23 protein-coding genes and 3 tRNA genes are annotated in these 22272 nt (G+C 72.8%); 21 read left to right on the forward strand and 5 right to left on the reverse strand.

The features are described from left to right. The 6 genes from BM237_RS17435 to BM237_RS17460 form a co-directional block, all read left to right on the forward strand. Positions 1-545: GTP-binding protein (locus BM237_RS17435; protein ID WP_101254505.1), on the forward strand; the 545-nt coding region annotated here is incomplete at its 5' end. A 166-nt stretch (positions 546-711) separates the two neighbouring features. Then, the gene (locus BM237_RS17440; protein WP_093850622.1) at positions 712-1494 is read left to right on the forward strand and encodes a fumarylacetoacetate hydrolase family protein; all 783 of its coding nucleotides are present in this window, start codon (positions 712-714) and stop codon (positions 1492-1494) included. After that, positions 1487-3001, forward strand: a complete 1515-nt coding sequence (gene gltX, locus BM237_RS17445; protein WP_093850623.1) for a glutamate--tRNA ligase — start codon at positions 1487-1489, stop codon at positions 2999-3001. Before BM237_RS17440 ends, gltX begins: the two co-directional genes overlap by 8 nt. A gap of 299 nt (positions 3002-3300) precedes the next feature. Continuing rightward, positions 3301-3372, forward strand: a tRNA-Gln gene (locus BM237_RS17450). A 24-nt stretch (positions 3373-3396) separates the two neighbouring features. Beyond that, a tRNA-Glu gene (locus BM237_RS17455) sits at positions 3397-3469 on the forward strand. Between the two features lie 27 nt (positions 3470-3496). Further along, a tRNA-Glu gene (locus tag BM237_RS17460) sits at positions 3497-3569 on the forward strand. Between the two features lie 101 nt (positions 3570-3670). Here the strand turns inward: BM237_RS17460 and ndgR are convergent. Continuing rightward, positions 3671-4390, reverse strand: coding sequence for an IclR family transcriptional regulator NdgR (gene ndgR, locus BM237_RS17465; protein ID WP_093850624.1), 720 nt, complete (start codon positions 4388-4390; stop codon positions 3671-3673). A gap of 152 nt (positions 4391-4542) precedes the next feature. Here ndgR and leuC point away from each other — a divergent pair, with 152 nt between their 5' ends. From leuC to BM237_RS17490, 5 genes are all read left to right on the forward strand, one after another. Then, a complete protein-coding gene (gene leuC / locus BM237_RS17470; RefSeq protein ID WP_093850625.1) occupies positions 4543-5967 on the forward strand; it encodes a 3-isopropylmalate dehydratase large subunit in 1425 nt (474 codons plus the stop codon). Positions 5968-5976: 9 nt separating this feature from the next. Further along, positions 5977-6570, forward strand: a complete 594-nt coding sequence (gene leuD / locus BM237_RS17475; protein ID WP_093850626.1) for a 3-isopropylmalate dehydratase small subunit — start codon at positions 5977-5979, stop codon at positions 6568-6570. Between the two features lie 248 nt (positions 6571-6818). Further along, on the forward strand, positions 6819-7079 hold the full coding sequence (locus tag BM237_RS17480; protein ID WP_093850627.1) for an SCO5555 family protein: 261 nt from the start codon (positions 6819-6821) through the stop codon (positions 7077-7079). A 125-nt stretch (positions 7080-7204) separates the two neighbouring features. After that, positions 7205-7828: an HU family DNA-binding protein gene (locus BM237_RS17485; RefSeq protein WP_093850628.1), complete on the forward strand. Its 624-nt coding sequence runs from the start codon at positions 7205-7207 to the stop codon at positions 7826-7828. A 138-nt stretch (positions 7829-7966) separates the two neighbouring features. Then, positions 7967-8212 (forward strand): hypothetical protein, encoded by a 246-nt coding sequence (locus BM237_RS17490; RefSeq protein ID WP_093850629.1) that lies wholly within the window; start codon positions 7967-7969, stop codon positions 8210-8212. On the opposite strand, the gene cofC is transcribed toward BM237_RS17490, so the two are convergent. Continuing rightward, positions 8184-8852 carry a 2-phospho-L-lactate guanylyltransferase gene (gene cofC / locus BM237_RS17495; protein ID WP_093850747.1) on the reverse strand — a complete coding sequence of 223 codons (669 nt, stop codon included), beginning with the start codon at positions 8850-8852 and terminating at the stop codon, positions 8184-8186. The two genes, BM237_RS17490 and cofC, sit on opposite strands and share 29 nt — an antisense overlap. A gap of 143 nt (positions 8853-8995) precedes the next feature. On the opposite strand from cofC, the gene BM237_RS17500 reads away from it, so the two are divergent. Genes BM237_RS17500 through BM237_RS17510 form a run of 3 tightly spaced genes read left to right on the forward strand, consistent with a single transcriptional unit; the run spans position 8996 to position 12038 of the window. After that, complete coding sequence (locus tag BM237_RS17500; protein ID WP_093850630.1) at positions 8996-9838, forward strand: lysophospholipid acyltransferase family protein; 843 nt, start codon at positions 8996-8998, stop codon at positions 9836-9838. After that, complete coding sequence (locus BM237_RS17505) at positions 9835-10836, forward strand: NAD(P)H-dependent glycerol-3-phosphate dehydrogenase (protein ID WP_093850631.1); 1002 nt, start codon at positions 9835-9837, stop codon at positions 10834-10836. The genes BM237_RS17500 and BM237_RS17505 overlap by 4 nt, the downstream gene beginning before the upstream one ends. Before the next feature lie 38 nt (positions 10837-10874). Beyond that, positions 10875-12038 (forward strand): D-alanine--D-alanine ligase family protein, encoded by a 1164-nt coding sequence (locus BM237_RS17510; protein ID WP_093850632.1) that lies wholly within the window; start codon positions 10875-10877, stop codon positions 12036-12038. Positions 12039-12120: 82 nt separating this feature from the next. Here BM237_RS17510 and BM237_RS17515 read toward each other — a convergent pair whose 3' ends face one another. Further along, positions 12121-12630, reverse strand: a complete 510-nt coding sequence (locus tag BM237_RS17515; protein WP_175541045.1) for a DUF3515 domain-containing protein — start codon at positions 12628-12630, stop codon at positions 12121-12123. 20 nt (positions 12631-12650) lie between these two features. After that, positions 12651-12884 carry an Lrp/AsnC family transcriptional regulator gene (locus BM237_RS17520; protein WP_093850634.1) on the reverse strand — a complete coding sequence of 78 codons (234 nt, stop codon included), beginning with the start codon at positions 12882-12884 and terminating at the stop codon, positions 12651-12653. A gap of 248 nt (positions 12885-13132) precedes the next feature. Here BM237_RS17520 and BM237_RS17525 point away from each other — a divergent pair, with 248 nt between their 5' ends. Together BM237_RS17525 and thiD are read left to right on the forward strand one after the other, a co-directional pair. After that, positions 13133-14077 (forward strand): thiamine-phosphate kinase, encoded by a 945-nt coding sequence (locus BM237_RS17525; protein ID WP_245793723.1) that lies wholly within the window; start codon positions 13133-13135, stop codon positions 14075-14077. Between the two features lie 116 nt (positions 14078-14193). Continuing rightward, positions 14194-15021: a bifunctional hydroxymethylpyrimidine kinase/phosphomethylpyrimidine kinase gene (gene thiD, locus BM237_RS17530; RefSeq protein ID WP_093850636.1), complete on the forward strand. Its 828-nt coding sequence runs from the start codon at positions 14194-14196 to the stop codon at positions 15019-15021. A 168-nt stretch (positions 15022-15189) separates the two neighbouring features. Here thiD and rpmB read toward each other — a convergent pair whose 3' ends face one another. Next, entirely contained in the window at positions 15190-15375 is a 186-nt protein-coding gene (gene rpmB / locus BM237_RS17535) for a 50S ribosomal protein L28 (protein WP_031508248.1), read from the reverse strand. Positions 15376-15642: 267 nt separating this feature from the next. Between rpmB and BM237_RS17540 the strand changes: the two genes are divergently transcribed. The 5 genes from BM237_RS17540 (at position 15643) to BM237_RS17560 (ending at position 22244) form a co-directional block, all read left to right on the forward strand. Continuing rightward, on the forward strand, positions 15643-17361 hold the full coding sequence (locus BM237_RS17540) for a DAK2 domain-containing protein (RefSeq protein WP_093850637.1): 1719 nt from the start codon (positions 15643-15645) through the stop codon (positions 17359-17361). Positions 17362-17419: 58 nt separating this feature from the next. Then, entirely contained in the window at positions 17420-19717 is a 2298-nt protein-coding gene (recG, locus tag BM237_RS17545; protein WP_093850638.1) for an ATP-dependent DNA helicase RecG, read from the forward strand. A 142-nt stretch (positions 19718-19859) separates the two neighbouring features. Then, positions 19860-20453, forward strand: coding sequence for a 16S rRNA (guanine(966)-N(2))-methyltransferase RsmD (rsmD, locus tag BM237_RS17550; RefSeq protein WP_093850639.1), 594 nt, complete (start codon positions 19860-19862; stop codon positions 20451-20453). A gap of 26 nt (positions 20454-20479) precedes the next feature. After that, positions 20480-20959: a pantetheine-phosphate adenylyltransferase gene (coaD, locus tag BM237_RS17555; RefSeq protein ID WP_217655886.1), complete on the forward strand. Its 480-nt coding sequence runs from the start codon at positions 20480-20482 to the stop codon at positions 20957-20959. A 121-nt stretch (positions 20960-21080) separates the two neighbouring features. Further along, complete coding sequence (locus BM237_RS17560; protein ID WP_093850641.1) at positions 21081-22244, forward strand: cell division initiation protein; 1164 nt, start codon at positions 21081-21083, stop codon at positions 22242-22244. The last annotated feature ends 28 nt before the right edge of the window (positions 22245-22272 follow it).

Raw genomic sequence — 22272 nt, forward strand, 5'->3', positions numbered from 1 at the left:
CCACCACCTCCGCGAAGATCGTGGTGGCGGGCGGGTTCGGCGTGGGCAAGACGACCTTCGTGGGCGCCGTGTCGGAGATCAACCCGCTGCGCACCGAAGCCGTGATGACCGCCGCGTCCGCCGGGATCGACGACCTGACGCACACCGCAGACAAGACCACCACCACGGTGGCGATGGACTTCGGCCGTATCACGCTGGACCAGGACCTGATCCTGTACCTGTTCGGTACGCCGGGCCAGGACCGGTTCTGGTTCATGTGGGACGATCTGGTACGCGGCGCGATCGGCGCGGTGGTGCTGGTGGACACCCGCCGACTGGCGGACTGCTTCCCGGCGGTGGACTACTTCGAGAACTCGGGTCTGCCGTTCGTGATCGCGCTGAACGGGTTCGACGGGCATCAGCCGTACACGCCGGACGAGGTGCGCGAGGCGCTGCAGATCGGTCCGGACGCGCCGATCATCACCACCGACGCGCGGCACCGGGCGGAGGCGAAGAGCGCGCTGATCACGCTGGTCGAGCACGCGCTCATGGCACGCCTGCGCTGAACATCTCTGCGCCGGGCGGTCAAAAGAGTCTCCTCCCCGCTTCCCACGCTACCCGGGAGCGACACCTCCACACATGCGCACGGCAGGGCCCCGCACACCGCGAGTGTGCGGGGCTTACCCTTGAGTGTCATCTCCCACCCGCGATCAACGAGGGGCAGCACCACCCGTGCGCATCGCCAGATTCTCCATCGACGGCAACGTCGCGTTCGGAGTCGTGGAAGGGGACGCCGGCAGTGGCGACGGCCCTGTCCTCGACATCATCAAGGGCCACCCCTTCGCCGAGTTCGAGCGCTCGGGCAAGAGGGTCCCCCTGGACAAGGTGCGGCTGCTGCCGCCCGTGCTCCCGAACAAGGTGGTGGCCATCGGGCGCAACTACGCCGAGCACGCGGCGGAGATGGGCGGCGAGGTCCCCGAGGTGCCGGTCGCGTTCTTCAAGCCCTCCACCTCGGTGATCGGCCCCGGCGACCCGATCGTCTACCCCTCCTTCTCCCACGAGGTGCACCACGAGGCCGAGCTGGCCGTGGTCATCGGCCGGATGTGCAGCCAGGTGCCCCGGGAGCGGGTGGCGGACGTGATCCTCGGCTACACCTGCGCCAACGACGTCACCGCCCGTGACGTCCAGCGCACCGAGTCCCAGTGGGCCCGGGCCAAGGGCTTCGACAGCTCCTGCCCGCTGGGCCCGTGGGTGGTCACCGACGTCGACCCGGCGGACCTGGCCGTCATGTGCACCGTCAACGGCGAGCAGCGGCAGCTCGGCCGCACCGGCCAGATGGTGCGCTCGGTGGAGGACCTGGTCGTCCACATCACCGAGGCGATGACACTGCTCCCCGGGGACGTCATCCTCACCGGCACCCCGGCGGGCGTCGGCCCCATCAACGTCGGCGACGAGGTCGCCGTCACCATCGAAGGCATCGGCACTCTCACCAACAAGGTGATCAAGCGTGGCTAGCGCATCTGACGTACGCGTACGGTTCTGTCCCTCGCCGACCGGCAACCCACATGTGGGCCTGGTCCGCACCGCCCTGTTCAACTGGGCGTTCGCCCGGCACCACGGCGGCACCCTGGTCTTCCGCATCGAGGACACCGACGCGGCCCGCGACTCCGAGGAGTCCTACGAACTGCTGCTGGACTCGATGCGCTGGCTGGGTCTGTCCTGGGACGAGGGCCCCGCGGCGTTCGACAGCGCCTCCGGCACGGGCGGCGGCCCGCACGCCCCCTACCGCCAGTCGCAGCGCCTGGACATCTACGCCGACGTCGCGCGGAAACTGATGGAGGCCGGCCACGCCTACCGCTGCTACTGCACCGCCGAGGAGCTGGAGGAGCGGCGCGAGGCCGCACGCAAGGCCGGGAAGCCCTCCGGCTACGACGGCAAGTGCCGCACCCTCAGCGAGGAGCGCAAGGCCGAGTACGAGGCCGGAGGCCGCGCCTCCATCGTCCGCTTCCGGATGCCGGACGAGGCGATCACCTTCACCGACCTGGTACGCGGCGAGCTGACCTTCGCCCCGGAGAACGTCACCGACTACGGCATCGTCCGCGCCAACGGCGCCCCGCTGTACACGCTGGTCAACCCGGTCGACGACGCCCTGATGGAGATCACCCACGTCCTGCGCGGCGAGGACCTGCTCTCCTCCACCCCCCGCCAGATCGCGCTGTACCGGGCGCTGGCGGAGATCGGCGTCGGCAACGGGAGCACGCCTGAGTTCGGGCACCTGCCGTATGTGATGGGGGAGGGCAACAAGAAGCTCTCCAAGCGCGACCCGCAGTCCTCGCTCAACCTCTACCGCGAGCGCGGCTTCCTCCCCGAGGGCCTGCTCAACTACCTGGCCCTGCTGGGCTGGTCGATCGCCGAGGACCGGGACATCTTCTCGCTGGAGGAGATGGTCGCCGCCTTCGAGATCGGCGAGGTCAACGCCAACCCGGCGCGCTTCGACATCAAGAAGTGCGAGGCCATCAACGCCGTCCACATCCGGGACCTGGACACCAAGGAGTTCGTCGCCCGCTGCGAGCCGTGGCTGACCGCCCCGCACGCGCCCTGGGCGCCCGAGAACTTCGACCGCGCCGCCTTCGAAGCGCTCGCGCCCCTGGCCCAGACCCGTCTGACGGTCCTGTCCGACATCACCGCCAACGTCGACTTCCTCTTCCTGGACGAGCCGGTCGAGGACGAGGCGGCCTGGACCAAGGCCATGAAGCCCGGCGCGGACGCCCTGCTGCGCACCGCGCGGGCCAAGCTGACCGAGGCGGAGTGGAACGCCGAGGCACTCAAGGCGGCCGTCCTGGCCGCCGGCGAGGAGCACGGGCTCAAGCTCGGCAAGGCCCAGGCCCCGGTCCGCGTCGCCGTCACCGGCCGCACCGTCGGCCTGCCCCTGTTCGAGTCCCTGGAGGTCCTGGGCCGGGAGCGCACCCTGGCCCGCGTGGACACCGCCCTGGCCAAGCTGGAGGCCGCCGCGCAGGCGTGAGCCGTCGACGAGGGGCGTGGAAAACCCTGTGGGAGAGGCCGGGAGCTCTGCTCCCGGCCTCTCCGGGCTCGTAGGGCGGACCCCGGGGGCCCCGATCCTTCACCCGTCGTGGTCACGTCGCGTGCGGGAACGGTGTCCGCGGCGGGTGTCTCCGGCCGCCGGCGACCCGGCGGGAACTCGTTTTGGAGCACGGGCTTCGATCGGGTAATGTTCTTCCCGTCGCCAGGCGGAACGGGCCGAAAGGCCGGAGACGCAAGGCGGTCACCAGGACAAAAGTTCCACAAGAGCTTGAGTTCCGGTGGGGTATGGTGTAATTGGCAGCACGACTGATTCTGGTTCAGTTAGTCTAGGTTCGAGTCCTGGTACCCCAGCGTGATCTTCCCAGCAAGATCCAGGCCCCCGTTGTGTAGCGGCCTAGCACGCCGCCCTCTCAAGGCGGTAGCGCCGGTTCGAATCCGGTCGGGGGTACTCGCGGTCCTTCGGGACCGCTGCTGGGCCCCCGTTGTGTAGCGGCCTAGCACGCCGCCCTCTCAAGGCGGTAGCGCCGGTTCGAATCCGGTCGGGGGTACAAGAACGAGGAGGGGCCCTCCGCTTCGGCGGAGGGCCCCTCCTCGTTGCTTCGCCGGTGCGTCCGCGCGGTCATCGCGGCAGGCGCATCGGCGGGGCGTTTCAGCCGCCGTTGCGGCGCAGCGCCTCGGTGAGGCGGCCGGCCGCCTCCACGATCGCCTGGGCGTGCATCCGGCCCGGGTGGCGGGTCAGGCGCTCGATCGGGCCCGAGACCGACACCGCCGCCACCACGCGGTTGGACGGGCCGCGTACCGGCGCCGAGACCGAGGCGACGCCGGGCTCGCGCTCGCCGATGGACTGGGCCCAGCCACGCCGCCGCACTCCCGAGAGGGCCGTCGCCGTGAAACGGGCGCCCTGCAGCCCTCGGTGCAGCCGCTCCGGCTCCTCCCAGGCCATCAGGATCTGGGCCGCCGAGCCGGCCTTCATCGGGAGGGTGGAGCCGACCGGCACTGTGTCCCGCAGTCCGGACAGCCGTTCCGCCGCGGCGACGCAGATCCGCATGTCCCCCTGGCGGCGGTAGAGCTGGGCGCTCTCCCCGGTGATGTCGCGCAGGTGCGTGAGCACCGGGCCCGCCGAGGCGAGCAGCCTGTCCTCGCCCGCGGCGGCGGCCAGCTCGGCCAGCCGCGGACCCAGGATGAAACGGCCCTGCATGTCGCGGGCCACGAAGCGGTGGTGTTCCAGTGCCACCGCGAGCCGGTGCGCCGTGGGGCGCGCGAGCCCGGTCGCTCCGACCAGCCCGGCGAGGGTGGCCGGACCGGACTCCAGAGCGCTCAATACCAGAGCCGCCTTGTCGAGTACGCCGACGCCGCTAGAGTTGTCCATGCAACGATATTCGCGTCTCACATTACGAAACGCAAGTTCCTTTTCCCCGTGAACCCGCCAAGCTGGGGTGACAGTCGCCACCCCGCCCTTGCGGAGGCGGCGGCACGGATGTCGAGACGAGGCCGGCAGTGCGGCCGGTCGGAGGGAAAGCGATGGGACGGACACTCGCGGAGAAGGTCTGGGACGACCACGTCGTCCGGCGCGCGGAAGGCGAGCCCGACCTCCTCTTCATCGACCTGCACCTGCTGCACGAGGTCACCAGCCCCCAGGCGTTCGACGGGCTGCGCAAGAACGGGCGCCGGGTGCGGCGCACCGACCTCACCATCGCCACCGAGGACCACAACACCCCCACCCTCGACATCGACAAGCCCATCGCCGACCCCGTCTCGCGCACCCAGCTGGAGACGCTGCGCAAGAACTGCGCGGAGTTCGGAGTGCGGCTGCACCCGCTGGGCGACGTCGAGCAGGGCGTCGTCCACGTCGTGGGGCCGCAGCTGGGGCTGACCCAGCCGGGCATGACGGTGGTCTGCGGCGACAGCCACACCTCCACGCACGGCGCCTTCGGCGCGCTGGCGTTCGGCATCGGCACCAGCCAGGTCGAGCACGTGCTGGCCACCCAGACCCTGCCGATGGCGCCCTTCAGGACCATGGCGGTCACGGTCAACGGCGAGCTGCCCGAGGGGGTGACGGCCAAGGACCTGATCCTGGCGATCATCGCCCGGATCGGCACCGGCGGCGGACAGGGCTATGTGATCGAGTACCGCGGCGAGGCCATCGAGAAGCTGTCGATGGAGGCGCGGATGACCATCTGCAACATGTCCATCGAGGCCGGCGCCCGCGCGGGCATGATCGCTCCGGACGACACCACCTTCGCCTATCTGGAGGGGCGCGAGCACGCGCCCAAGGGCGCCGACTGGGACGCGGCCGTGGAGTACTGGCGCACCCTGCGCACCGACTCCGGCGCCGTCTTCGACCACGAGGTGGTCATCGAGGCGTCCGAGCTGGCGCCGTTCGTGACCTGGGGCACCAACCCCGGCCAGGGCGCGCCGCTGAGCGCGAGCGTGCCGGACCCGGCGTCCTTCACCGACCCCAGCGAGAAGCTGGCCGCCGAGAACGCGCTGAAGTACATGGGCCTGACCGCCGGGCAGCCGCTGCGCGAGATCGCCGTGGACACCGTGTTCGTCGGCTCGTGCACCAACGGCCGTATCGAGGACCTGCGCGCGGCAGCCGCCCTGCTCCGGGGCCGGAAGGTCGCCGACGGGGTGCGGATGCTGGTGGTGCCCGGCTCGGTACGGGTGGCGCTGCAGGCCGTCGAGGAGGGCCTGGACAAGGTGTTCACCGAGGCCGGCGCCGAGTGGCGGCACGCGGGCTGCTCGATGTGCCTGGGCATGAACCCCGACCAGCTCAAGCCCGGTGAGCGCTCCGCGTCCACCTCCAACCGCAACTTCGAGGGCAGGCAGGGCAAGGGTGGCCGTACCCATCTGGTCTCCCCGCAGGTGGCCGCCGCCACCGCGGTCCTGGGCCATCTGGCCTCGCCCGCCGACCTGTCCGATGTACGCGAGCCCGCGGGAGTCTGAGGAAAAGCCATGGAAGCCTTCACCACCCACACCGGCCGCGCCGTCCCGCTGCGCCGCTCCAACGTCGACACCGACCAGATCATCCCCGCGCACTGGCTGAAGAAGGTCACCCGCGACGGCTTCGAGGACGGTCTGTTCGAGGCCTGGCGCAAGGACGAGGAGTTCATCCTCAACCGGCCGGAGCGGCAGGGCGCCACCGTGCTGGTGGCCGGGCCCGACTTCGGCACCGGCTCCTCGCGCGAGCACGCCGTCTGGGCGCTGCAGAACTACGGCTTCAAGACCGTGATCTCCTCCCGCTTCGCCGACATCTTCCGCGGCAACTCGCTGAAGAACGGTCTGCTGACCGTCGTCCTGCCGCAGCGAACCGTGGACGCGCTGTGGGAGCTGACGGAGGCCGACCCGACGGTCGAGATCACCGTCGACCTGGTGGCCCGCAAGGTCACAGCGCCCGGCGTCGAGGCGGACTTCGAACTGGACGAGAACGCCCGCTGGCGGCTGCTGGAGGGGCTGGACGACATCAGCATCACCCTGCGCCACGAGGAGGACATCGCCGCGTACGAGGCGAAGCGTCCCTCCTTCAAACCGCGGACGCTCACCGTCTGACGACCGGCACTTCGGCGACCGCCCGCCGCGGCGGACGTACGCGCACCCCTTCGAGCGCCCCCGGCTCCACGAGCCGGGGGCGCTCCGGCGTACGGGCGGACGTACGGGGGGAAGGGGAGGAAGGGGGGAAGGGAAGAAAGGGCCAAGTGCCCTGCCGCCGCGCACGGTTGCCTCACCCGTACGGGTCCGCCCGCGGCGTGTTGGGGCCGGCCGGGGCGACAACTCACCCCCAATGGCACAATCGGTGCATGGACAGCGACGGCCAACTTCCCCTCTACGACCTCGTCGCCGACCGGCTGAAGGACGCGCACACCATGGTGCGTGCGATGCAAGTGCCCGATGACGTACGGGCGGCGCTCGCCCGCAGGCTCCTCGCCGTCACGGCCGCCGCGAAGCACGACCTGGCCGGTGCGGCACGCCGGCTGGACCGGCTGATGGAGGACATCGGGACCGGCGACGGCCTCCTCCCCGGAGAACGGGAGGACCGGCGCGCGGACCGAAGTGCGTGATGGTCTATTTCGTTGCGACACAAGGGTGATTCGCACGTTTCGCGTTTGATTTGCGGTAAATATCTGCCTAACGTGCGAAAAAGCTTGGACAGATTCGTTCCGGCAATGCCTCCGAAGGGGAAGACGTGAACAAGGCGCAGCTCGTTGAAGCAATTGCCGACAAGCTCGGCGGACGGCAGCAGGCCGCCGACGCGGTCGATGTGGTGCTGGACGCGATCGTCCGTGCGGTCGTCGCCGGCGACCGGGTCTCGGTCACCGGTTTCGGCTCGTTCGAGAAGGTCGAGCGCCCGGCCCGCTACGCCCGCAACCCGCAGACCGGCGAGCGCGTCAGGGTCAAGAAGACCTCCGTTCCGCGTTTCCGCGCCGGCCAGGGCTTCAAGGACCTGGTCAGCGGCGCCAAGAAACTCCCCAAGGGCGGCGAGGTGGCCGTGAAGAAGGCACCCAAGGGCAGCCTCTCGGGCGGAGCCGGCGCCACCACCCGCAAGGCGGCCGCCAAGAAGGCCGCCGCCAAGAAGTCGGCTCCGGCGAAGAAGGCCGCCGCGAAGAAGACCGCGGCGAAGAAGTCCACCGCCAAGAAGACGACGGCCAAGGCCACCCCGGCGAAGAAGGCGGCGGCGAAGAAGTCCACCGCCAAGAAGACGGCCGGAAAGAAGAGCGCCGGAAAGGCCGTCGCCAAGAAGGCGCCCGCCAAGAAGGCCCCCGGCCGCAGGACCTCGGCGCGCAAGAGGGCGGCGACCCGCAGGAAGTGAGCCGGGCACACGGACATGCGGTGACCGCGCCGGGCCGGACTCCAGCGGAGCCCGGCCCGCGGTCCGTTCAGGGGCCGCGGGCCGCAGGCGTCCGCCCGTCCGCCCCCCCGTCCGCCCGGCTCGTCTAGGCTCGGCGCCATGCAGGCCACCGCGTACACCTATGACCCCGCGACCCGCAGCGGCAGCGTGCTCCTCGACGACGGCACACCCCTCCCCTTCGACGCCGAGGCGTTCGACGCGGGGGGCCTGCGGCTGCTGCGCCCGGGCCAGCGGGTGCGGATCGAGACCGAGACCGAGACTTCGGCCGGAACCGGAACCGGAACCGGAACCGGCGCCGAGGGCGGGCGGCGCCGGATCACGCTGGTGACGCTGCAGACGTTCTGAGCGTGTGAGGGCCCACTCCCAGGGCCAGTGCCGCGGCCAGATCCTCACCGGTGTCCACGTCCCGCCGGACGCTGTCCACCCCGGACAGCGTGATCTCCGCCGCGCCGGAACGCAGATGACGGGCGCGCGAGGCGCCTCCGAAGGCCGGGGCCAGTGCCGCGCCGCCGGACGCGGCGAGCAGCGTGGTGCCGACCCCGGCGGCATCGGCCAGGAAGGCCCGGCGGTGCGCCCGTGCCGCATCCAGCACCCGGGCCAGTTCCGCGGGGCGCAGGGCGGGCAGATCGGCGTTGAGCGCGGCCACCGGTGCGCCGGGGTGATTTGACCGTACGGCCGCCTCGCCGTGCTCCAGCGCGGCGTTCAGCCCGGCGCCCGGCGCGTCCGGCACGATCCGCGCCCCCAGGGCGGCCAGTTCCGCCCCCGCGCGCGGATCGTCCGTGACGATCACCACACCCCCCACCGCCGCGCAGGCCAGTGCCGCGGTGACGGTGTCCTGGGCGAAGGCCAGGGCCAGTGCGGGCCGCAGTCCCCTCCCCACCGCCGGGGCCAGCCTGTTCTTCGCCAGCGCCAGGGGCTTGAGAGGCACCACCAGGGTCCACCCCCGGGCCGCCGCGGCCCGCGCCGCCGTCTCGTCGTGGTGCATCGGCACCATTCTCACCCGCCCCGGAGCCGCCCGGGGCTTCGCGGGGTTACGGTGTGCTCGACAGGGCGACGACCCGGGGCGACACTTGTGCGGTTGTTCCCCGGCGGCGCGTGCCGCAGCAGGCAAGAGGAGATGGTGTCCGGGTGTCCCGCCGCAGAATCGGCTTCTGGTACCGCTTTGCCGCGGTTTTGGCGAAACCGCCCCTGGTGGTGCTGTTCAAGCGGGACTGGCGCGGAATGGAGCATATTCCTCAAGAGGGCGGATTCATCACCGTGGTGAATCACAACTCCTATCTGGATCCGCTCTCCTACGCCCACTACCAGTACAACACCGGTCGCGTCCCCCGTTTCCTGGCCAAGAACTCCCTGTTCAAGGGTGGGTTCGTGGGCGCGGTGATGCGCGGCACCGGGCAGATCCCCGTCTACCGCGAGACCGCCGACGCCGTGAGTGCCTTCCGCGCCGCTGTCGAGGCGATCGACAAGGGCGAGTGCGTGGCGTTCTACCCCGAGGGCACCCTCACCCGCGACCCGGACATGTGGCCGATGGAGGGCAAGACCGGCGCCGCCCGCGTCGCCCTGATCACCAGGGCGCCCGTCATCCCCGTCGCGCAGTGGGGCGCCAACGAGGCCGTGCCGCCGTACGCGGGGATCAAGAAGATCCGGTTCTTCCCGCGCAAAACGCTGAAGGTGCTGGCCGGACCGCCCGTCGACCTGTCGCGGTTCTACGACCGCGAACCCACCGCGGAACTGCTGCGCGAGGTCACCGGCGTCATCATGGACGCGATCACGCAGCTGCTGGCCGAGGTGCGCGGCGAGCCCGCGCCCGCCCAGCGCTACGACCGCCGACGGATGCTTCCGCGGGGCCGGCGCGAACCCGGTGCGAGGACGGCCGTGGCAGGCGAGCCCGCGGGACGCGCCGCCGGCGAGGAGGCGGCCGTCGGCCAGGAGCCCGTCGGCCGGGTGGCAGCCGAGGGAGAGAGCGCGTGACGCGAGTCGCCGTCTACGGCACCGGATCCTGGGGCACCGCCTTCGCGATGGTGCTCGCCGACGCCGGCTGCGAGGTGACCCTGTGGGGCCGCCGCGCGGAGCTGGCCGAGGCGGTCAACACCACCCGCACCAACCCCGACTACCTGCCGGGGGTCGTCCTTCCCGAGGCCGTGCGCGCCACCACCGACCCCGCCGAGGCCGCGGCCGGGGCCCACTTCACGGTGCTGGCCGTGCCCTCCCAGACCCTGCGCGGGAACCTCTCGGCCTGGAAGCCGCTGCTGCCGCCGGACACCGTGCTCGTCTCCCTGATGAAGGGCGTCGAACTCGGCACCGCCAAGCGGATGAGCGAGGTGATCGAGGAGGTCGCCGGGGCCGGCCCGGACCGGATCGCCGTACTGTCCGGTCCCAACCTCGCCCGCGAGATCGCCGAGCGGCAGCCCGCCGCCTCCGTCGTCGCCTGCCGCGACGAGGAGGTGGCCCGCGGGCTCCAGGCCGCCTGCCACACCCCCTACTTCCGCCCCTACACCAACACCGACGTCGTCGGCTGCGAACTGGGCGGGGCGGTGAAGAACGTCATCGCGCTGGCGGTCGGCATCGCCGACGGCATGGGCCTGGGCGACAACGCCAAAGCCTCGCTGATCACCCGCGGTCTGGCCGAGACCACCCGGCTCGGCCTGGCCATGGGCGCCGACGCGCACACCTTCGCCGGCCTGGCGGGCCTGGGCGATCTGGTCGCCACCTGCTCCTCGCCGCTGTCGCGCAACCACACCTTCGGCACCAACCTCGGCAGGGGCATGACCCTGGCGGAGACCGTCGCGGCGACCCGGCAGACCGCCGAGGGCGTCAAGTCCTGCGAGTCGGTGCTGGACCTGGCCCGGCGGCACGGTGTCGACATGCCCATCACCGAGACCGTCGTCGACATCGTCCACGACGGCAAGCCGCCGCTGGTCGCCCTCAAGGAACTGATGTCGCGCAGCGCCAAGGCCGAGCGCCGCTGACCGCCCACCACCGTCACGTCAGGTAATCTCGCCCGGATATGAGCAGCCAGTCCTTCTCCCCAGGCCCCCAGACGCCCCCGCCCGGCCGGCGGCCGCGCGTCGCCGTCGTCTTCGGTGGCCGCAGCTCCGAGCACGGGATCTCCGTGGTCACTGCGGGCGCCGTGCTGCGCGCCATCGACCGCGGCGCCTACGACGTCCTGCCCATCGGTATCACCGCCGACGGCCGCTGGGCGCTGACCGCCGACGATCCCGAGCGGATGGCGATCGCCGACCGCGCCCTGCCGAGTGTGGAGCAGCTCGCCGAGTCCGACACCGGCTCCGTGCTGCTGCCCTTCGAGCCGGACAACCGCGAGGTCGTCTACAGCGAGCCGGGCTCGGTGCCCAAGGTGCTCGGGGAGGTCGACGTCGTCTTCCCCATGCTGCACGGCCCGTACGGCGAGGACGGCACCCTCCAGGGCCTGCTGGACCTGGCCGGGGTGCCCTACGTCGGGTCGGGTGTGCTGGCCTCGGCGGTCGGCATGGACAAGGAGTACATGAAGCGGGTCTTCACCTCCTTCGGGCTGCCCGTCGGGCCCTACACGGTGGTCAGGCCGCGCGAGTGGGAGCGGGACGAGAAGGCCGCGCGCAGGAGGATCGTGGACTTCGCGGCCGACCACGGCTGGCCGGTCTTCGTCAAGCCCGCCCGGGCCGGGTCCTCCTTCGGCATCACCAAGGTCGACGACCTGGCGGGCCTGGACGAGGCGATCGCCGAGGCGCGGCGCCACGACCCCAAGATCATCGTCGAGTCGCTGCTGCGCGGCCGTGAGATCGAGTGTGGCGTCCTGGAGTTCGAGGACGGCCCGCGCGCCAGCCTGCCGGCCGAGATCCCGCCGGCCACGGCCCACGACTTCTACGACTTCGAGGCCAAGTACATCGACTCCGCCGAAGGGCTGGTGCCCGCCCCGCTGACCGGCGAGCAGACCCGCGAGGTCCAGGAGCTGGCGGTGCGCGCCTTCGAGGCGGCCTCCTGCGAGGGCCTGGTCCGCGCGGACTTCTTCCTGCTGGACAGCGGCGAGTTCGTCATCAACGAGATCAACACGATGCCCGGCTTCACGCCCATCTCCATGTACCCGCGGATGTGGGAGGCCAGCGGGGTCGGCTACCCGGAGCTGGTCGACCGCCTCATCAGGGCCGCACTGCGCCGCCCGACCGGCCTGCGCTGAACCGGCCCGCGCCGCTCGGCCCGTGCGGATCCGGCCCGGACCCGCGGAGGGAAGGCGGGCCCGGGGCGGACGCGGCGGGACGTCACAGCGGCTTCTCCGGGACCGTCTCCCGCACCGCGTCGGCGAGGTCCACCAGGGCGTTGACCTCGGGCGCGTACGCGTCGGGGACGGTCACCCGGACGAATACCTCGCGGTCGAGGAGGGTGAACCGGTGGCCGCCGTCCCGCTTCTCCAGCAGCCAGGAGACCCCGTTGACGTCCACCGACTCGGAGACGGGGTTGTAGTGTTCACCGCCGGGCGTGAGGACCTCGGGCCGCGGCACCCCGCAGCCCAGTTCGATCGCGGGATCGCCCCACACGGCGGCGAACCGCGTCTCGGGCTCGATCTCGCCCCGGGGCTGTCCGTCCACCTCCTCGGGCAGCGCGCCGTACAGCTCGCGGCAGATGCCGGCGGCCTCGCCCGTCGGGCTCGGCACGGGCGGGCCGGGGCGGTCGCCGCCGGACGCACAGCCCGCCGCCGCGGCGAGCACGGCGAGCAGGACGGCGGGCGCACGGAGGGCGGACGGCAGGGACCGGCGGGGTGCGAAGCTCACCGGGCGAGCATACGGGGGAGCTACAGATGCACGACCGGGCAGGTCAGGGTGCGGGTGATGCCTTCCACGTGCTGGATGCGGGCCACCACCATGCGGCCCAGGTCGTCCACCGTTTCGGCCTCGGCCCGCACGATCACGTCGTAGGGACCGGTCACGTCCTCGGCCCGGACCACTCCCGGAATCGCGCCGACGACCTCGGCGACGGACGACGCCTTGCCGACCTCCGTCTGGATCAGGATGTACGCCTGTACCACGGAACCTCCAGGGCGGCTACGAGGATCATGTGGGAAGAAGGGACGCCACGGTACCGCGTCGCCCGTGCCGCCGGGGAGACCCGTACCGCGGGCGGGCGCGGCGGGACGGCGACGCGGAGGGACGGACCGGCGGCCGCGGCGGTACCGTTCGAGCGCACAGAAGGAGGGGCACGACGATGCTGAGTTCTCCCGGGGGGCAGCCTCCCCCCGGATTCCCCGGGGGCGCCCCCAGGACCCCCGGCCGTACCGTGGGGGAGCTCGGGGAGTTCGGACTGATCCGCGAGCTGACCTCGCGGATCACCCCCACCCCGGCCGTACGGATCGGCCCGGGCGACGACGCGGCCGTGGTCGCCGCGCCCGACCGGTGCGTGGTGGCCAGCACCGATCTGCTGCTGGAGGGGCGGCACTTCCGGCGTGACTGGTCCACCGCCTACGACGTCGGCCGCAAGGCCGCGGCGCAGAACCTGGCCGACATCGCCGCCATGGGAGCCGAGCCCACCGCGCTGCTGCTCGGCCTCGTCGTGCCCGCAGAACTCCCCGCCACCTGGCCCACCGAGCTGATGGACGGCCTCCACGACGAGTGCCAGGTCGCGGGCGCGGCCGTGGTCGGCGGGGACGTGGTGCGCGGCGAGACCATCACCGTGGCCATCACCGCGCTGGGCGACCTGCACGGACGCGAGCCGGTCACCCGCTCCGGGGCGCGGCCCGGCGACGTCGTCGCGGTGACCGGCTGGCTGGGCTGGTCGGCCGCCGGGTACTCGGTGCTCGCCCGCGGGTTCCGCTCGCCGCGGGCCTTCGTCGAGGCCCATCGCCGCCCCGAGCCGCCCTACCACGCGGGCCCGGCGGCGGCGGAGCTGGGCGCGACGGCGATGACGGACGTCAGCGACGGGCTCATCGCCGACCTCGGGCACATCGCCGAGGGCAGCAAGGTCCGTATCGACATCCGCTCGTCGGCCCTCGACGTCCCCGTCCAGATGTCCGACATCGGGCAGGCGGTGGGCATCGACCCGCTGCAGTGGGTCCTCACCGGGGGCGAGGACCACGCGATCGTCGCCACCTTCCCCGCGGACGCCAAACTCCCCGCGCGCTGGCGCCGTATCGGCGAGGTGCTCCACCCCTCCGCCGCGCCGCAGGTCACGGTGGACGGCGCCCCGTGGGACCGGGCGGGCGGCTGGGACCATTTCGGCGACTGACCCGCCGACGCTGCCGCTCTCGCGAACCTGGTCGCTCGCCGGGGGGTACTCAATCGATGGTTGCCGTGAACATGGGCGCGAGTCGCCCGACGGAGGAGGCGGCCTAGGCTGCGGGCATGCGTACACCACCACCGCGCGTCCTGACCGTCGCCGGGTCCGACTCCGGCGGCGGGGCGGGCATCCAGGCCGACCTGAAGACCATGCTCGCGCTCGGCACCCACGGGATGAGCGTGCTCACCGCCGTCACCGCGCAGAACTCCCTGGGCGTGCAGGGCGCCTGGGAACTGCCCGCCGAGGCGGTGCGGCAGCAGTTCCGCAGCGTCGTGGACGACATTGGGGTGCAGGCGGTCAAGACCGGCATGCTGGCCACCGCCGAACTGGTCGCGACCGTCGCCGGTCTGCTGGACGGCCTCACCGCGCCCGTGGTCGTCGATCCCGTCGGGGTCTCCAAGCACGGCGACCCGCTGCTGGCCGCCGAGGCGCTGGAGACGGTGCGCGCCGAACTGCTGCCCAGGGCCACCGTCGCCACCCCCAACCTGGACGAGGTCGCCCAGCTCACCGGCGTACGGGTGGAGCGCGAGGCCGATCTGCCGCGCGCGGCGGAGGCGGTGCTGGCGTACGGGCCGCGGTGGGCGCTGATCAAGGGCGGCCACCTCGGGGACGGGGCGGACGCGGTGGACCTGCTCACCGACGGCGCCGCCGAGCACTGGCTGCGCGCGCCCCGCCACGACAACCGCCACACCCACGGAACCGGCTGCACCCTGGCCGCCGCGATCGCCGCACGGCTGGCGCAGGGGCGCCCGGTCCCGGAGGCGGTCGCCGACGCCAAGGAGTACGTGACGGGCGCCATCGCCGCGGGCTTCGCGCTCGGCGGCGGCATAGGCCCCGTGGACCACGGCTGGCGGCTGGGGCGCAAGACCCCCGGAGGAGGGTTCGAGCTCTGAGCGGGGGGCCTGAGCGGCCGTTCCGGCCCACCGCACGGCAACGCCGGAAGGCCGGTCCACCAGAGGTGGACCGGCCTTCCGGCGCAACCGGCAAAGTGGCCGCGCTGGGCGTTGCGTCAGCGCGAGACCGGATCACCCCCGCCGCACGGCGGGGGAGAGGTCATGCGTTCAGCGCGAGACCTTGCCGGCCTTGATGCACGAGGTGCAGACGTTGAGCCGCTTCGGCGTCCGACCGACCATCGCACGCACCCGCTGGATGTTGGGGTTCCAACGGCGGGGCGTACGGCGGTGCGAGTGCGAGATGTTGTTGCCGAAGCCCGGCCCCTTGCCGCAGACGTCGCAGTTGGCAGCCACGGGTCACTCCAAAGACTTCAGATGCACTTACAGTGAAATCCCGGCGTCGGCAGGATCAGAGGATGACCGGCACTGCCAGGGAATTGAGTAGAGCCCGAGCGGATCGGGCAACCGGGGAAGCATACCTCGCCCCCGTCCGGACCACGAAATTACCACGGCCCCGCACCGCCGCCCCGACCCCGTCCCCGGCCGCGGCGGGCACTAGCCTTCGCCCGTCGCAGATGTCCTTCCCGGCCGTCCGGCCGCAAGCCCCCAGGAGGCCCGTCCGTGCCGCACCCGCTCGACGCCGCCGCGGTACGGGAGTGGAGCGCCCAGACGCTCGACGCGCTGGGCCGCGCCCGCGAGACCATCGACGCGATCAACGTCTACCCGGTCGCGGACGCCGACACCGGCACCAACCTCTACCTGACCGCGGAGTCCGCCGCCCGGGCCGTCGAGGCCGCCTGCGCGGGGGAACCCACCGCGGCCCAGGCGGTGCGGGCCATGGCGCACGGCGCGCTGATCGGCGCGCGCGGCAACTCCGGGACGATCCTGGCGCAGCTGCTGCGCGGCATGGCCGAGGAGATAGCCGAGGCCGAGAACGGCGGGGACGGCGGGAGCGGCGGGACGTGCGGGCGCGGTGAGGACGACGGGGAACCGCTGCGGCGCGCCCTGGTGCGTGCCGCGGTCGCGGCGCGTGCCGCGGTCGCGCACCCGGTGGAGGGCACCGTGCTCACCGTGGCCGCGGCGGCGGCCGACGCCGCGTCGGCCACCGCCGGGGACTGCGCCGCGGTGGCCCGCGCCGCCTGGGCCGCGGCCCGCGCGGCCCTGGAGGCCACCCCCGAGCAGCTCCCGGTGCTCTCCCGCGCGGGCGTGGTGGACGCGGGCGGATACGGACTGGTCACCGTGCTGGGCGCGCTGGTGGCCGCGCTCTGCGGGGAGCGGCCCGAGGTCCCGCCCGCCCGGCGTTCCGGAACGCCGGGCCCGGGCCGGCCCATGAACCCGTCCATGAACCCGCCCATGAACCCGTCCCCGGATCCGGACGGCGGTGGCCGCACGGCCCCGGGGGAGTCGGCCGGCCCGGCCTACGAGGTCGTCTACCTGCTGGAGGCCGGGGACGACGCGGTGGCCGCCCTGCGCACCCGGCTCGACGCCCTGGGCGACTCCCTGGTGGTGGTCGGCGGCGACGGACTGTGGAACGTCCACGTCCATGTGGACGACGCCGGCGCCGCCGTGGAGGCCGGGATCGAGGCCGGACGCCCCTTCCGTATCCGGATCACGCACTTCGGCGCCCAGAGCGGCGACCGGCACGTCGGCCGTACGCCCGCGCACACCCCCGGTCGTGCCGCCCACCGTGCCGTGGTCGCGGTGGTGCCCGGTGACGGGCTGGCCGAACTGTGCGCCGCGGCGGGCGCCACCACCGTCACCGCGCGCCCCGGGGAGCCGCCCGCCAGTGGGGAGCTGGCGCAGGCGCTGCTGCGCACGGGCGCGCCCGAGGCCGTCCTGCTGCCCAACGACCCCGAACTGCGGCACACCGCCGCCGCGGCCGCCGAACAGGCCCGCGCCGAGGGGCTGCGGGTCGCCATCATCCCCACCCGCTCCCCGGTGCAGGGCATCGCCGCGCTCGCCGTGCACGAGCCCGGCCGCCGCTTCGACGAGGACGTCGTCGCCATGACATCCGCGGCCGGGGCCACCCGGTACGGCGAGTTGTGCGTGGCCGAACGGCAGGCGTGGACCACCGCGGGCGTCTGCCAGGCCGGGGACGTCCTCGGCCTGATCGAGGGGGACGTGGCGCTGATCGGCACACAGGCGGCGGACGTGGCCGCGGCCGTACTGGACCGGATGCTCTCGGCGGGCGGCGAGCTGGTGACCCTGGTGGTCGGCGCGGGCGCGCCCGGGGACCTGGCCGAGTACCTGGAGGACCATGTGCGCCGCAACCACCTGGCCGTCGACACACTCGTCCACGAGGGACGGCAGAGCGGCCCGCTGCTGATCGGCGTGGAGTGAGCGCGGCGGGCGGGCCGGGCGGGTCGCACGGCCCGCACTGTCGGCGGCGTGGTGTGCAATGGGGGACGTGCCCGCGTTGGAAGAGAACACGCAAGACCCCCTGACGGAACCGCTGCGAAAGGTGCTCGGCGGCACCACCGCGAAGGTGATGGCCGAGCATCTCGGCCTGCACACCGTCGGCGACCTGCTGCACCACTACCCGCGGCGGTACGCCGAGCGCGGCGAGCTGACCCGGCTCGCCGACCTGCCGCTGGACGAGCACGTCACCGTCGTCGCCCAGGTCGCCGACTCCCGGGTGCTCACCTTCAACCAGGGCCGCGGCAAGCGCCTGGAGGTCACCCTCACCGACGGCAGCGGCCGCCTCCGGCTGGTCTTCTTCGGCAGGGCCGTCCACCACCACCACAAGGAGCTGCTGCCCGGCCGCCGGGGGATGTTCGCGGGCAAGGTCGGCGTGTTCAACCGGAAGCTCCAGCTCTCCCACCCCGCCTACGAGCTGCTGGACGCGGGCAGCGGGGCGGAGGCGGTGGACGCCTTCGCCGGCAGGCTCATGCCGATCTACCCGGCGTGCAAGCAGCTGGAGTCGTGGAAGATCGCCAAGGCCGTCGCCACCGTCGTGGACTCCCTGCCGGCCACCGGCTGGGCGGGCGTCGCCGATCCGCTGCCCGCCGCCCTGCGCGCCGAACGCGGCCTGCCGACGCTGCCGGAGGCGCTGGAGAAGGTCCACCGGCCGCGCACCAAGGCGGACGTGGAACTGGCGAGGGCCCGGCTGAAGTGGGACGAGGCGTTCGTCCTCCAGGTCGCGCTGGCCCGCCGCCGCCTGGCCGAGGGCCAGCTGCCGGCCGTGGCACGCAGGCCGCGCGAGGGCGGGCTGCTGGACGCCTTCGACGCCCGGCTGCCCTTCACCCTCACCGACGGCCAGCGGGCCGTCAGCCGGGAGATCTTCGACGACCTGGCCACCGAGCACCCCATGCACCGCCTCCTCCAGGGCGAGGTCGGTTCCGGCAAGACGCTGGTGGCGCTGCGCGCCATGCTCGCGGTGGTGGACGCCGGCGGGCAGGCCGCGATGCTCGCCCCCACCGAGGTGCTGGCCCAGCAGCATCACCGCTCGATCACCGAGATGATGGGGGAGCTGGCCGAGGGCGGGATGCTCGGCGGTGTCGAGCACGCCACCAAGGTCGTGCTGCTCACCGGCTCGATGGGGGCCGCCGCCCGCCGCCGGGCCCTGCTGGACCTGGCCACCGGCGAGGCCGGGATCGTCATCGGCACCCACGCCCTGATCGAGGACAAGGTGGGCTTCCACGACCTGGGCCTGGTCGTGGTCGACGAGCAGCACCGCTTCGGCGTCGAGCAGCGCGACGCCCTGCGTTCCAAGGGCAAGCAGCCCCCGCACCTGCTGGTGATGACCGCCACCCCCATCCCGCGCACGGTCGCCATGACGGTCTTCGGTGATCTGGAGACCTCCGTGCTGGACCAGCTCCCGGCCGGGCGCTCGCCCATCGCCAGCCATGTCGTACCCGCCGCCGAGAAGCCCCACTTCCTCGCCCGCGCCTGGGAGCGGGTGCGCGAGGAGGTGTCGGCCGGACACCAGGCCTACGTGGTCTGCCCGCGCATCGGCGACGAGGAGGAGCCCGCGGGCGCCCGGCGGAGTGGCGGACGTGGCGCGGAAAGCGGGGCCGGGGCGGGAAGTGGGGACGGCGAGGGAGGCGCCGACGGCGAGGGCGCCGACGGCGGAGGCGAGCGCCGCCCGCCGCTGGCCGTCCTCGACGTCGCCGGACAGCTCGCCGACGGGCCTCTCAAGGGCCTGCGGGTGGCCGCGCTGCACGGCCGGATGCAGCCGGACGCCAAGGACGAGGTGATGCGCCGCTTCGCCGCGGGCGAGCTGGACGTCCTGGTCGCCACGACCGTCATCGAGGTCGGGGTGAACGTGCCGAACGCCACCGTGATGGTGATCATGGACGCGGACCGCTTCGGCGTCTCCCAGCTCCATCAGCTGCGCGGCCGGGTCGGGCGAGGCAGCGCGCCGGGACTGTGCCTGCTGGTCAGCGAGACCCCCGAGGGCAGCCCCGCCCGCGCCAGGCTGGGAGCGGTCGCCGCGACGCTGGACGGCTTCGAGCTGTCCCGCATCGACCTGGAGCAGCGCCGGGAGGGCGATGTGCTGGGCCAGGCGCAGTCCGGCACCCGCTCCTCCCTGCGGATGCTCGCCGTCATCGACGACGAGGAGGTCATCGCGGCCGCCCGGGAGAAGGCGACGCAGATCGTCGCCGACGATCCCGGACTGGAGCGCCTGCCCGAGCTGCGCGCGGCCCTGGAGGCCCTGCTGGACGCCGAGCGCGAGGAGTACCTGGAGAAGGGCTGACGGGAGCGGACGGATCCGCCGTCCGTCCGCCGCGCGCCTATCGTGGTGGGGCGGCGGCCCGCCGCGCCCGGGCACACCGGCCCCGCCCGGGCGCCCCGAACCCGGACACCCTGACCCCGAACACCCTGGAGACGGTGAAGCGATGACCCGCGTGATCGCCGGAGCGGCCGGCGGACGACGCCTGGCGGTGCCGCCCGGCCAGGGCACCCGCCCGACCTCCGACCGGGCGCGCGAGGGGCTGTTCTCCACCTGGGAGTCGCTGCTCGGCCCGCTGGCGGGTCTGCGGGTGCTCGACCTGTACGGGGGCTCGGGCGCGGTCGGCCTGGAGGCCCTCTCGCGCGGCGCGGCCCACGTCCTGCTGGTCGAGTCCGACGCCCGGGCCGTGCGCACCATCCGCCGGAACGTCCGCGGCCTCGGCCTGCCCGGTGCCGAGGTGCACGCCGGCCGGGCGGAGCAGACGGTGCGCGCGCAGGCCCCCGCAGAGCCGTACGACGTGGTGTTCCTCGATCCGCCGTACGCCGTCGGGGACGAGGAGTTGCGCGAGATCCTTCTCACACTCCGTGCCCGGGGGTGGCTCGCGGGCGGCGCCCTCGCCACCGTGGAACGGAGCACCAGGGGCGGCGAATTCCACTGGCCCGCCGGTTTCGAGGGGCTGCGGTCCCGCCGCTACGGCGAGGGGACGCTCTGGTACGGTCGCGCCGCCGAAGAAGCCGAAGAGGTCACCGACGCGTCATGACCCGTACGGAGAGCGAGGAAACGCCAGTGCGCCGCGCCGTCTGTCCGGGGTCCTTCGACCCCATCACCAACGGACACCTCGACATCATCTCCCGCGCCTCCAGGCTCTACGACGAGGTGTACGTCGCGGTGATGATCAACAAGTCCAAGCAGGGCCTTTTCGCCGTCGAGGAGCGCATCGACCTGATCCACCAGGTCACCGCCGAGTACGGCAACGTGCGCGTGGAGGCCTTCCACGGCCTGCTGGTGGACTTCTGCAAGCAGCGTGACATCCCGGCCATCGTCAAGGGCCTGCGGGCGGTCAGCGACTTCGACTACGAGCTGCAGATGGCCCAGATGAACAACGGACTGTCCGGGGTGGAGACGCTGTTCGTGCCCACCAACCCGACCTACAGCTTCCTCTCCTCCAGCCTGGTCAAGGAGGTCGCGGCCTGGGGCGGCGACGTCTCCCACCTGGTGCCGCCCCAGGTGCTCCAGGCCCTGCGAGAGCGGCTGTCCCGCTCCTGACGCATCAGGCCGCCCCGCCCCGCCCGGCCGCGGCCGGTTCCGGGGAGCGGGCGGGCCCCGTGCCGGACCGGTTCCCGCATCCGCTGTCGCACCGGCGGCCGCTGCCCGTACAGTCGCTCCCGTGGACGTACAGCAGAAACTCGACGACATCGTCGCGGCGGTCGAAGGCGCCCGATCCATGCCCATGTCGGCCTCCTGCGTGATCAACCGCGCGGAGCTGCTGGGGATGCTGGAGGAGGTGCGGCAGGCGCTGCCCGGCTCGCTCGCCCAGGCCCAGGAGCTGATCGGCGACCGGGAGCAGATGATCGCCGAGGCCCGGCAGGAGGCCCAGCGGATCATCGACTCCGCGCAGGCCGAGCGCGGCTCGCTGGTCTCCGGCACCGAGATCGCCCGGCGCGCGCAGGAGGAGGCCGACCGCATCCTCGCCCAGGCGCGCCAGGAGGCCGAGGGGATCCGGGCCGAGGCCGACGACTACGTCGACAGCAAACTCGCCAACTTCGAGGTCGTCCTCAGCAAGACCATAGGCTCGGTCGACCGGGGGCGGGAGAAGCTGCTGGGCCGGGACCCGGGCGCCGGCCCCTACGGCGAGGAGAGCGGCGAGGACATCCCGGAGCGCTCCGCCGACCCCGCCGAGCTGCGGGAGCGCGCCGACGCCTATGTGGAGACCCAGTTCCGGGCCTTCGAGGCGGTGCTGTCCAAGACCCTGGAGGCGGTCGGGCGCGGCCGGCAGAAGCTCACCGGCCACCGGCCCATCGACGAACTGGGCGCCCATATGGCCGCCCAGGACGAGCACGGGCAGCAGAGCGACGCCGACTACCTCGCGGACCTCGCCGCCGTCTCCCACGAGCCGCGGCAGGCGCAGCAAGCCCCACAGGCCCCCGCGCAGCAGCCGCAGCAGCCCGCGTACGAGCCGCAGTCCCAGCAGTCGCAGCAGGACCCCTACACCTACCAGCAGGGCGGTTACGGCTATCCGCAGGAGGGCTATCCGCAGGAGTACGGGCAGCCGCGGCAGGACCCGTACGCCTACCAGCAGCAGTCCCCGCAGCAGTCGGCGTACCAGCCGCAGCAGGCGCAGCAGGGCGGTTACGGCTATCCGCAGGAGGGCTATCCGCAGGAGTACGGGCAGCCGCGGCAGGACCCGTACGCCTACCAGCAGCAGTCCCCGCAGCAGTCGGCGTACCAGCCGCAGCAGGCGCAGCAGCCCGCGGCGCTCGACGAGACCAGCTTCTTCGACACCAGCATGATCGACATGGAGCAGCTGCGGCAGTACGAGCAGGGCCGCTAGCCCGACGGCCCGGCACTCCACCGGCCCC

The organism is Streptomyces mangrovi (assembly GCF_900114215.1).
Lineage (GTDB): Bacteria > Actinomycetota > Actinomycetes > Streptomycetales > Streptomycetaceae > Streptomyces > Streptomyces barkulensis.

Bases quoted from the DNA above. Each gene is read 5' to 3' on its own strand.
- ndgR (WP_093850624.1), bottom strand. From the start codon at position 4,390: ATGGACAACTCTAGCGGCGTCGGCGTACTCGACAAGGCGGCTCTGGTA.
- leuC (WP_093850625.1), top strand. From the start codon at position 4,543: ATGGGACGGACACTCGCGGAGAAGGTCTGGGACGACCACGTCGTCCGG.
- leuD (WP_093850626.1), top strand. From the start codon at position 5,977: ATGGAAGCCTTCACCACCCACACCGGCCGCGCCGTCCCGCTGCGCCGC.
- BM237_RS17480 (WP_093850627.1), top strand. From the start codon at position 6,819: ATGGACAGCGACGGCCAACTTCCCCTCTACGACCTCGTCGCCGACCGG.
- BM237_RS17490 (WP_093850629.1), top strand. From the start codon at position 7,967: ATGCAGGCCACCGCGTACACCTATGACCCCGCGACCCGCAGCGGCAGC.
- cofC (WP_093850747.1), bottom strand. From the start codon at position 8,852: ATGCACCACGACGAGACGGCGGCGCGGGCCGCGGCGGCCCGGGGGTGG.
- BM237_RS17510 (WP_093850632.1), top strand. From the start codon at position 10,875: ATGAGCAGCCAGTCCTTCTCCCCAGGCCCCCAGACGCCCCCGCCCGGC.
- thiD (WP_093850636.1), top strand. From the start codon at position 14,194: ATGCGTACACCACCACCGCGCGTCCTGACCGTCGCCGGGTCCGACTCC.
- recG (WP_093850638.1), top strand. From the start codon at position 17,420: ATGGGGGACGTGCCCGCGTTGGAAGAGAACACGCAAGACCCCCTGACG.
- rsmD (WP_093850639.1), top strand. From the start codon at position 19,860: ATGACCCGCGTGATCGCCGGAGCGGCCGGCGGACGACGCCTGGCGGTG.